8 protein-coding genes and 3 pseudogenes are annotated in these 10544 nt (G+C 50.4%); 4 read left to right on the plus strand and 7 right to left on the minus strand.

Annotation, left to right across the window (positions count from 1 at the left end; all coding sequences use genetic code 11):
* Nucleotides 1–472, plus strand: a 472-nt coding sequence (locus BG74_RS18130) for a Holliday junction DNA helicase RuvB C-terminal domain-containing protein (protein ID WP_305809590.1), incomplete at its 5' end; no start/stop codon positions are given.
* A gap of 117 nt (nucleotides 473–589) precedes the next feature.
* On the opposite strand, the pseudogene BG74_RS18135 reads toward BG74_RS18130, so the two are convergent.
* The 3 genes and pseudogenes from BG74_RS18135 to znuC all read right to left on the minus strand — a co-directional run.
* Nucleotides 590–663 (minus strand): annotated as a pseudogene (locus BG74_RS18135) (hypothetical protein); the annotation flags it as partial.
* 4 nt (nucleotides 664–667) lie between these two features.
* A pseudogene (znuB, locus tag BG74_RS08335) lies at nucleotides 668–1361 on the minus strand (zinc ABC transporter permease subunit ZnuB); the annotation flags it as partial.
* On the minus strand, nucleotides 1354–2115 hold the full coding sequence (znuC, locus tag BG74_RS08340; RefSeq protein ID WP_066597822.1) for a zinc ABC transporter ATP-binding protein ZnuC: 762 nt from the start codon (nucleotides 2113–2115) through the stop codon (nucleotides 1354–1356). The gene znuC and the pseudogene znuB, both read right to left, overlap by 8 nt.
* 151 nt (nucleotides 2116–2266) lie before the next feature.
* Here znuC and znuA point away from each other — a divergent pair, with 151 nt between their 5' ends.
* The 3 genes and pseudogenes from znuA to lpxM all read left to right on the plus strand — a co-directional run bounded on the left by znuA (nucleotide 2267) and on the right by lpxM (nucleotide 5585).
* A complete protein-coding gene (znuA, locus tag BG74_RS08345; RefSeq protein ID WP_187202822.1) occupies nucleotides 2267–3154 on the plus strand; it encodes a zinc ABC transporter substrate-binding protein ZnuA in 888 nt (295 codons plus the stop codon).
* Nucleotides 3155–3166: 12 nt separating this feature from the next.
* Entirely contained in the window at nucleotides 3167–4495 is a 1329-nt protein-coding gene (mepM, locus tag BG74_RS08350; RefSeq protein WP_066597787.1) for a murein DD-endopeptidase MepM, read from the plus strand.
* 104 nt (nucleotides 4496–4599) lie between these two features.
* Nucleotides 4600–5585, plus strand: a pseudogene (gene lpxM, locus BG74_RS08355) (lauroyl-Kdo(2)-lipid IV(A) myristoyltransferase).
* A gap of 736 nt (nucleotides 5586–6321) precedes the next feature.
* Here the strand turns inward: lpxM and BG74_RS18140 are convergent.
* The 4 genes from BG74_RS18140 to BG74_RS18150 all read right to left on the minus strand — a co-directional run.
* A complete protein-coding gene (locus tag BG74_RS18140) occupies nucleotides 6322–6462 on the minus strand; it encodes a divalent metal cation transporter (RefSeq protein WP_369678547.1) in 141 nt (46 codons plus the stop codon).
* Complete coding sequence (locus BG74_RS18145) at nucleotides 6438–6722, minus strand: hypothetical protein (protein ID WP_244267460.1); 285 nt, start codon at nucleotides 6720–6722, stop codon at nucleotides 6438–6440. The genes BG74_RS18140 and BG74_RS18145 overlap by 25 nt, the downstream gene beginning before the upstream one ends.
* A 948-nt stretch (nucleotides 6723–7670) precedes the next feature.
* Nucleotides 7671–7763 (minus strand): hypothetical protein, encoded by a 93-nt coding sequence (locus BG74_RS19895; RefSeq protein WP_187202816.1) that lies wholly within the window; start codon nucleotides 7761–7763, stop codon nucleotides 7671–7673.
* 2097 nt (nucleotides 7764–9860) lie between these two features.
* Nucleotides 9861–10544 (minus strand): pyruvate kinase (locus BG74_RS18150; RefSeq protein ID WP_244267461.1); only part of this gene is annotated, 684 nt, incomplete at its 5' end.

The raw sequence follows: 10544 nt of genomic DNA on the forward strand, positions 1-10544 counted from the left end.
GTTTTATCAGACGGGGGATTTGCAAAATATTGTCAGCCGTAGCGCTGCCTGCCTGGCACTGAACATTACCGAAGGCGGTGCGCGGGAAATCGCGCGTCGGGCGCGCGGTACGCCGCGTATTGCCAACCGGCTGCTGCGCCGGGTCCGTGACTTTGCCGACGTATGGGCCGCGGGCCACATCACCGATGAGGCGGCGGTGAAAGCGCTGAATATACTGAATGTTGATACCCAAGGGTTGGACTTCATGGATCGCAAGCTGCTGCTGGCCATCATAGATAAATTTGGCGGCGGACCGGTAGGGTTGGATAACCTAGCAGCAGCAATCGGCGAGGAGCACGAGACGATTGAAGGTGTGCTGGAACCGTTTTTGATCCAGCAAGGGTTTATACAGCGAACCCCCCGCGGACGTATCGCTACTTTCCACACGTATCGCCATTTCGGGATTGAGAGACACTGCGGCGAAGACGAATGAATAATGCCGCCGCAACCGAGCCCCTTCAGGGACGCGTCCTACCGATGTGGAATAGGCTCAGTGAGCGGAGGCGTCGGATTTACAGGTTGTCCTGCCCACTCTCGGCGGTCAACAGCGCGCTTTGACAGTCAGACTGAGCAGGAACAGCACCGAGGCGCACAACACTACGGACGGGCCGGCCGGTGTATCGCNNNNAAAAGGCCAGTCCGCTAGTGACTGCTAACATGCCGGCTAGGGTAGCGTATAACGCCATTTGCTCTGGGCTGCGCGCACAACGGCACGCGGTCGCAGAGGGAATGATAAGCAACGAAGTAATAATCAACGCACCGACAAACTTCATAGCTATCCCAATAGTTAGCGCCGTGACCAGTATCAATAACATCTTGACGTAGGGCAGGGGGATCCCGTCTACGTGGGCCAATTCGGGGCTGATGGTCACAGACAACAGGGCGCGCCATTGCCATAAGATAAGCGTCAGAACTGCCGCGACCCCCACGCCTACAAGCGCAATATCCTGCGGCGTAACCGCCAGCAAATCGCCAAACAGATAGGCCATTAGATCGACCCGCACCCCCTGCATCAAGCTGACTACCACAAGGCCCAGGGATAGCGAACCGTGTGCCATGATGCCCAATAATGTATCGATAGCCAATTGGGGGAAGCGTTCCAGCCATACCAGCCCGAGTGCCAGCGCCAGCGTAACTGCAATCACTACGCAAAACGGATCGATGTTCAGCAACAGGCCAAAAGCGACACCTAACAGTGAGGCGTGGGCGAGGGTATCACCGAAATACGACATTCTGCGCCACACCACGAAGGCGCCGAGGGGGCCTGCCGCCAGCGATAATAGCATGCCGGCGAACCAGCCGGGGAGCAATAATTCAATCATGACGACACACTCCCTGTTCGGGCGACACCACCTCGCTCTGCAAATCGTGGCGGTGGTTATGATGATATTGGTATATCGCAAGCGGCATCGGTGCGCGCTGCCCGAATATGGCGATAAAATCAGGGTGTCCCGAGACCACATCCGGCTTGCCGGAACAGCAGATATGGTGATTAAGGCACAGCACTTCATCAGTTTTCGCCATTACTAGATGTAAATCGTGCGATACCATCAATACTGCACAACTGAGGTCGCAGCGAATGTTGTCGATTAAATCATACAGGGCCGCCTGGCCGTTGACATCCATGCCCTGGGTCGGCTCGTCCAGTACCAATAGCTGTGGTGAATTGAGCAGGGCACGTGCCAGCAGTACCCGCTGCATTTCACCGCCGGAAAGTTTCTGCATGGGCGCCGTCCGCAAATTTTGCGCCTGCATCCGCGCCAGTGACGGAGCTATATCGCTTTTCTTGACGCCCGGCCGCAGACGCATAAAGCGTTCCACTGTTAGCGGCAACGTGGGGTCCAGATGTATTTTTTGCGGTACATATCCCATGCGCAGTTTAGGTTGGCGTCTTAGCGTACCCTCAGTGGGAGCAATAAGCCCAAGCACCACACGCACCAGTGTCGACTTGCCGGCGCCGTTCGGGCCCAGCAGGGTAAGAATGTGACAGGGGCGCAGGGTGAAAGAGATATCGTGCAGCACCGCTTTTCGGCCAAAGGTGACGCCAATGTTTTCCAGGATTACCAAATCAGTCATCATGATTACGGTTGTTAAATTGCGCCGTTATTATGACATAACAACCCGCTTTATTACCGATGAGAATGTTGCCATGCCCGCATCCTATCCTGCCGCTTTATTGCGCGTCGTTTGCTGCACCTGCCGTTTCGCCTGTATTTGGGCCTTAGGGATGGCGACGGGCGTCAACACACAGGCCGCGGTTGTCGCCTCGCTCCGTCCGCTGGGGTTTATCGCCGCCGCCGTCGCCGATGGCGTTATGCCGGTGGAGATAGTGTTGCCCGATGGATCTTCTCCTCATGATTATGCTTTACGGCCGACGGATACGCTGCGGTTAAAAAATGCCGATTTGCTAGTGTGGGTAGGCCCGGAAATGGAGGTATTCCTCTCTGGACCCGCCTCTTCACTGCCTGCCGCACGACGCATTACCTTAGCTAGCCTACCGTCCGTTAGGCCGCTTTTGCAAAAAGGCGGCGAAGAATTGCATGAAAATCATGAGAATGACGACAGCAGTGGCGACGATAGCCATCACCACAGCGAATATAATATGCATGTATGGCTTTCGCCAACCATCGCTCGGCGTGCGGCCGAGGCGATCCATGACCGTCTCGTGGAGTTAATACCCGAAAAGAAACAACAAGTGGACGATAATCTGCGAATTTTCAATGCTGTCTTGACAAAAAATGACAAAAATATCGCTACAATGCTAGCACCTGTTCGCGCAAAGGGGTATTACGTATTTCACGATGCGTATGGGTATTTTGAAACATACTATGGCCTGACGCCGTCAGGATATTTCACCATCAATCCCGAAATACAACCTGGAGCCCAGGCGTTACACAAAATCAGAACACAGTTAGTTGAGCAAAAAGCAACCTGTATTTTTGCTGAGCCACAGTTCAGGCCAGCCGTTATCAATGCCGTCGCCCGTGGGACATCCCTGCACATTAGCACCCTGGACCCGCTGGGAATGGGTATCTCCTTGGACAAGGAAAGCTATGCGCGATTTCTGTCGCAATTGACGAACCAGTACGTGAGCTGTCTGGAGAAGAACGAATGAGGATGGTTATTAGTGCAGCAGATAGCCCGCTCTTTCGCCCTGGCGTTTAATCGTCTACCGCGACCCCACCGCGTCATGCTAGGGTCGCTAACTATAGTCACTTTAGCCGTCGCCGTTTGGCGACCCTATATCTGCTTCCCGGTGTTGGAAAGGATCCCCAGCCGCATCTTCTCGCTGGAAGACTATCAATTGCGCGAGCTGGCGCCCGAGGCCAGCGAGCCACTCGACCAGACCACCCCTGATAGCGAAGAAGATATTCTGAAGGATGAATTGGATGAACGCGTGGAAGGGAAGGCAGGTGTGTATGAATATGTCATCGCCACCGGCGATACCCTAAGTAGTGTCCTTACTCAGTACGGCATTGATATCACTGACATCACAACGCTGGCTCAGCAAAATTCCGCGCTGCGCAATCTGAAGATAAGCCAGTCCCTCTCCTGGACGCTGACCGCTGAGGGTGATTTGCAGCGCCTGATCTGGAATGTCTCCCGCCGCGAGACGCGCACCTATGATCGCGTGGACGGCGGTTTCAAGGAAAGCATCGCCAATATGACAGGCGAATGGCGCAACACTACCTTGACCGGCCAGCTAAACGGAAGTTTTGTCGCCAGCGCCCGTGCAGCCGGTCTGACGGGCAGTGATATAAACGCAGTGATCAAAGCGCTGCAGTGGCAGCTGGATTTCCGCAAGTTGCGTAAAGGGGATCAGTTCTCGGTTCTGACTTCGAGGGAAATGCTGGATGGCAAAAGCGCTCAAAGTCAGTTGCTTGGCGTACGCTTACGTACTACAGGCGGGAAAGATTATTACGCCTTCCTTGCGGATGACGGTAAATTCTATAACCGTGATGCCGCCGGTCTCGCCCGTGGTTTCATGCGTTTTCCCACCGTAAAACAATTTCGCGTCTCCTCCAATTTCAATCCGCGCAGGATTAACCCCATTACCGGCCTTATCGCGCCCCATTGTGGCGTTGATTTCGCCATGCCAGTCGGTACGCCAGTACTGGCGGTGGGCGACGGCGAGGTGATGGTCAGCAAAAGAGACGGCGCCGCTGGTAACTATCTAGCTATCCGCCACGGCCGCCAATACATGACCCGCTATATGCATCTGAATAAATTATTTGTGAAGCCGGGACAGAAAGTGAAAATCGGCGATCGCATCGCCTTGTCTGGCAATACTGGCCGCTCCACTGGCCCCCATTTGCATTATGAAGTCTGGATCAACCAGCGGGCGGTCAATCCTCTGACCGCCAAACTGCCGCGCACCAAAGGGCTGACCGGCAGCGACCGCGCCGAATATCTTTCCCAAGTCAAACAGATGCTGCCTCAGCTGCAGTTAAAATGACATGACGATTTCATCGGTCGTGATTCTGCATCGGCTGTTTTTTTTCTTTAATAATGCGATTAGCCGTGATTACTGCGTGACGACAAGCATTGAAAAAGGCATGTATGGGAAATAAGCAAAACGGACAAATAGAATTTATCCCGACGTTCAAAAACATTTTACTCCCTACGTTATTGGGGCGTCTGGCTGGAAATAGGCACCATTGCCGCCACTGTCTGGATCTCGCCCAGGTTACGAGATCCTGTTCTGAGCGCGCTGGGTCGGGCGAGTTGGCCGCGTTGCGCACAAAGCACGCTTTCGCGCACAGGTCAATTTGCCCTACTGCCTGCCGGAAATTGCCGCGCAGCAGCGGGGAGCCATCATTGACGACATGTTCGCCTGCGTGACGCAATCCATAATCCTTATGGCCGAGCTGGCCTGCCGCGACCAGAGCTGGGTGCTTGCGCGCGTGTGCTGGCATGGCGACGAATGGCTGAACCGGCTTTAGGAAGAGGGGTGTAATATCATTTTTCTAGTACCCCAAGGCTGGGTAGTGGATGTGATGGCGATGCTAATGGCGGCGTGTGGCCAAAAATTGGGGGTGTGTGGCCAAAAATGGCGGCCATATTCCATAATCAGCGCAATGAGTTAGTGGACTATATGTGGAATCGCGTGCGTCGGCGTTTTGGCGGCCGTATGCACGTGCGCAGAGACGATGGTATCAAACCCTTTATAAGCTCAGTGCTCGATGGATAGGGTATTATCTGCCGGATCAGGATCATGGTGCCGAGCACAGTGAGTTTGTAGATTTCTTTGCCACGTAAAAAGCAAAGCGACGCTGCCTGCTATCGGCCGTCTGATGAAAGTCTGCCGCCCCACCATTGTTCCCTTGTTCCCGGTTTATGATGGTAAAACCAGCCTGTTGCATATTCATACTCTGGCGCCCACGGAAGCGTTAACGGATGCCAATGATGCTACCGTGGCGCGGCGTATGAATGAAGCGGTAGAAGCGCTGGTGCGTCCGAACCCTGAACAGTATACCTGGATGTTAAAACTGCTCAAAACCCGCAAGCCTGGCGATCCCAACCCCTATAAAAGCCCCTCTCGCTGAAATCTCGGCCCCAAGTAAGCGTGAACGCCGGTGTGAAGGGGCCTCGCTTGGCTAACATAGGCAGCCAGCGGGAGGGCAGGCCGCGCACGGCGGCGTGACCTGGTACCGTCATTAGCTGTTAAACCGGCTACAGTTCTTGCGTTACAACATGCCCTTTAGTCGATCACAATTCTGCAGCCACACTGTTGTTACAGCTGGAACCTGCCTATTATCAACGATGCAAGGTTTCTCAATCGAACAGTATTCGCACTGTTTCAATAATGAGCTGAAGGTTTCAGACCACTAATACCGTTGGTGGCCAGCCAGCCAAGTACCATGAAAGGTTTGTAATTAACAAAATTGCCTTGGATGAGGTTACATACAGAAGCGGGATCATCGAAATCGGTAAGGCAATGCTCCTAAATACTTAGGTATAAAATAGGAGTTTCTAAACCATATTTCCTTTGGCATGATAGAAATTAAGAGCCGTTGCCACAGTGGGAGCCAGAGGGAAATTGATGAGACTTTCCATAACGATTTGCCCGATTAAAGTCCCCGTAATAGTGGCATTCTGACCGGAATGCCAACACCACAATGGCGAATAACGTTGCTATGGTGGCGCTGGCAACAGTGCCAATAATGCTATGATTCTGTAGGGTATCGTACAACTGGGCACAAGGCGGCCGATATCATACTGGTTTTTTCGCAAAAGGAAGAATAAGAAGTAAGTAATTAATGATAAGAGAGAATCCTAACACTATATATTGGAGTTAGTAGTTGCGTAGCGGATGGCCTCTTTCACCGCCCGTTCATTACCACGGTCGTATTGATATGATTGTACGATGGAAGAGTGTAAGTAGAGGTTATGCAGCATCATAGTGGCTCCCACGATCCCCATACGATGAAGAAAGCGGAATCGCCGCCCACCACATGCGCGGTGAGGATCTCTCTTTGCGGAATGAGCGCGTGGGAAGTTTGCGCTAGGTCGGGATTGGTGAGCGCCACTTCATAGAAAAAAATAATAAAAATTGCCATGACCTCAGCGATCTCCGTAGTGATAATCGCTAATTCCGTGGTGAACCATGGTGCGTTTTTTCTACTAGGGCTTTCGTTGCCTACGCTAAGTCCATCCCCGTGAAAATGCACAATTTTGTGCACATGATCTGGAGCAGTATCCCGCGCGTAATCAGACTGTAAATCAATATTACTACAGAGAAGATAGCTACTAAGCGCACCATCTGGATATAAGGTTATACAGATGCCAGGATCCATATAGCCTACCGCTACCAATACACCAGGCCCAGAAAAAACAAACAATTTTCTAAAAAGCCTATCCCTTCTCTCCGCTGGGATGGGGATCGTACTGTTAATTTCTTCTTACATCTTTTCTTTCAAATTGGCCAAGAGCAGTAACAAAGAGTAGTTATATTACAAGTGGGAATGAGATTTCTTTATCAATTAAAGGTCCTTTGAGCCTTAGTTTACAGCAGGCTAGCCTCGATCTGTGCCCGCGGCGCGTCGGCTTTATCCTCACCACCAAGGAACTCTAGCGCAGGCTTCTCCAGCGGCCAGAGCAAACTCCGGATATCGCGAGGATCCATAGTGCCATACTCTACCATAGACAGAGGCAAAAATCGCGTATACGGTAGCAAATAATAATGGGTATGTGGGGAAGGCAGTGGACTAATCCGATGCTGTTAGAGAAGTTTGAGCTTCTTGCTATTTAGTAGTGGCGCTTTTACAGGACGAGAGCGGCTTCATGCCGTCAGCACCCCTCCGTCACGGCCCTGTTGCGTTAGCAGAGCTGCTCGCGAGTCGCGATTTTGCTGAGCTACGGGTTCTCGACAGCTGTTCCGCTTTCGTCATCAGCCAGTCTAGTGGCAACGGTGCTGACGCAAAAACAGGAGGGCACTGCGGTGATGATGGTAAGCTGCCTTGTAAAAGTCTGGGGAGACGGGGATCGCGTGATCCGCTTGAGCAAACGAGAGATGGGCACGCAGGGCGGGGTAGTAGTCACGTTGGCTTTTCTTTTACAATGTGTGCAAAACCACAATACTGGGTTTGTCTTACATATATTCCATAAACGGCGTATCTACCACTCTGTAGTTACGTTGTATGGGAAATATCCATCCAATCAAGTTTGGAATAAATACTAATATATTCCCCTGAATGGGTTGCTTTGAGCTCAGCTTGATCCAAGTCGTTCGCTGGGATGTAGGTAATATCGCGCTAACTACTCTTATAGCGGGAATAAATTTACCGCCACTCACTTTTAGGTTAAGGTATTTATGAACCACCTTAACTTTAGAACTAATGTACGTAGTCGCTTCCACCGCATTGCACAACTGGCTCGTAAACCAAATGTTTGCGGTTAAATAAAGGCCACCTTGCCTTTATTATAGCGGGTTTTCACCAGTTATTGAGAAAATTAGTTCTGTTTGCCGACTAGCTCAGCGCATTGACGTAATCAAGAAAGATGAGGAAGTCGATGGCATTGAAATCTACTACCAGCTTTTTGGGATTCGTCGCCGAGCCTATTATAATGTATTGGTCTGACACAGTGTGCCAAGAAACGATTGCGAAAACTGTTCAATTAATTATTTACCTCTATCTTATATCCTGTCTCTGTACCTTTATATTATTAATGATATGCTGAGCTTTATCGGTGCTGATAGCATAGATAAAGTGGGAATTCCTATTCAATGTCAAAAAAACCTACTTTTTGTTGTTATTTCATTTATATCTAAGGAGATGAAAGACAATAGTGATATAATAAATTATTATCTATATTTTCTCTTTAACATATGGCTTTATTATGAATCTCTTATCGTAAACTGTACGGCTTAATGTTTGTTATTAGGTATGTATAAGACGCCAGGAAATATAATGTTAAGCGATGGCAAAGATACTTGCTCGCTGTGGGTTTGATGCCCGATAATCCGATAATATAGATGGCACGGGTTACACCATCATGTCGATGAGAATTAAGGTGCAGTTGGGCGACAAAGAAGGTATTATGGGAAAATCGCATTTCATTCTGGCAACCTGCGGTAATAGTATAGAGTAGAGCCAGGAAATCGCGTGAGAGGATGAATTATTCGATACTAGCGTATCGCTTGGAAAATTAATGGTTATGATAGTTATATATGCTGACGATAATATATACTGAAAAACTGCTCTCCAGGACTATATTAAATTATAAAGAAAAAGATTTTCTAAAAATCCATATTATTATGGAAAATAATAGTGAAATTATTGTATACGCCGCTCCAGAGAGAAAGAGCTCTCGTCCAACACCATTACGAGAGAGCATTTTTAAAACACTATTAGCAATATAGCCAAATAGAGGACCAAAGCGAAGAAACCGTATCAGCCCCCTCTTCCTTTTATTCAACAGCGCCACGCTCACGGCCTATGCTTTCCTTTTCCTAACGCAGGCGCTATGTGCCCTTTCAGCTGGCAAGGCAAGACCCAATATATCAGCACTATCGACCGTTTTTTGGCACGCATTGCGGGTAAACCAATTGATTAACAGGTGATAGCCATAAGCAAAGAGATTAGTCGGGGATCTTATGGCTCAGTATATAGAATCGTCACGCCTTTTTGGTCAAAATTCCCCCGTAATAAAGACAGTATTTGGATTAATTTTTCGGCCATACCGAACGCATATCCCATACGTGCCCAATACTACCTGAATAAGGATAATAATAAGCATGATTTTTCCCGTGCCGGCGTGAAGGTTAACCAATACGGAGACCCTATGACATGCAAGTACATTAGAGGATTTATTCGACGAAGAAAAGGGGAATGCACTGCGTACAAAGGCGTTAGTGGTGCTCGAGTCACGCAGACTTGTAGATACATGATGTCGAGGTAGTTGGTAATATTCTGATCCAGAATAATGGTCGAATCAATTTCATTGATGCCGATCAGATAGCAATAGAGCAACGACAGCGTCTGGCGCGCAGGTCGTCATTTGCACCGACGTATTGGAAGGGATTCTGGAGAAATACTATCAAATAATGACGAACCTGGCGTTAAAATACGGCCATCGCGATGACGAATATCGGACTCGTTTTTCTGTGTTACGCGTACCGCAGAGCGGCCTTCACCTGCAAAAAGAGAGCAACGTTAGGTTCACGTTAGTACCTAACGGCCTCGTATTGCCCTCTTCGCGCGAAAACGCTTGCGGCGTGAACAGGGTTTGCACCCTGACGTTCGAAGACGCCCGTGCAAGTCACTGCGATTTTGGCATTGCGGTCGCTCGAAGCAGGGTCTTGGTGCGTCAGCCTTGGGTTATTCTACGCGCAGGATGCGGCTGGTATTGGTAGTGCCGACCATGTCCATAACGTCGCCCTGGGTGATGATCACTAGATCCCCCGAGACTAAAAATCCCTTGTCGCGCAGCAAATTGGTGGCGTTGGTTGCTGCCATCACGCCGTCGCAATCGCCGTCAAAGTATACCGGCGTCACGCCACGATAAAGCGCGGTCAGATTCAGAGTATGCTCATGGCGCGAGAGGGCAAAAATGGGCAGACCCGAGCTGATACGGGACATCATTAACGCGGTACGGCCCGATTCCGTCATCGAGATAATGGCGGTGATGCCCTTAAGGTGATTAGCGGCGTACATCGCCGACATGGCGATAGCTTCTTCGATATTGTCAAATTGCACGTCCAGCCGATGCTTGGAGACATTAATGCTTGGGATCTTTTCCGCCCCCATACAAACTCTGGCCATGGCAGACACCGTTTCTGTAGGATACTGCCCCGCGGCGGTTTCGGCCGACAACATCACCGCGTCGGTGCCATCGAGCACCGCGTTGGCAACGTCCATGACTTCGGCTCGCGTGGGCATCGGGTTAGTTATCATTGATTCCATCATCTGTGTGGCGGTAATCACGGCGCGATTAAGGGTACGGGCGCGGCGAATCAGTTTCTTTTGAATACCTACCAGTTCAGGATCGCCGATTTCAACCCC

Origin of the sequence: Sodalis-like endosymbiont of Proechinophthirus fluctus (assembly GCF_001602625.1) — a bacterium.
GTDB lineage: Bacteria > Pseudomonadota > Gammaproteobacteria > Enterobacterales > Enterobacteriaceae.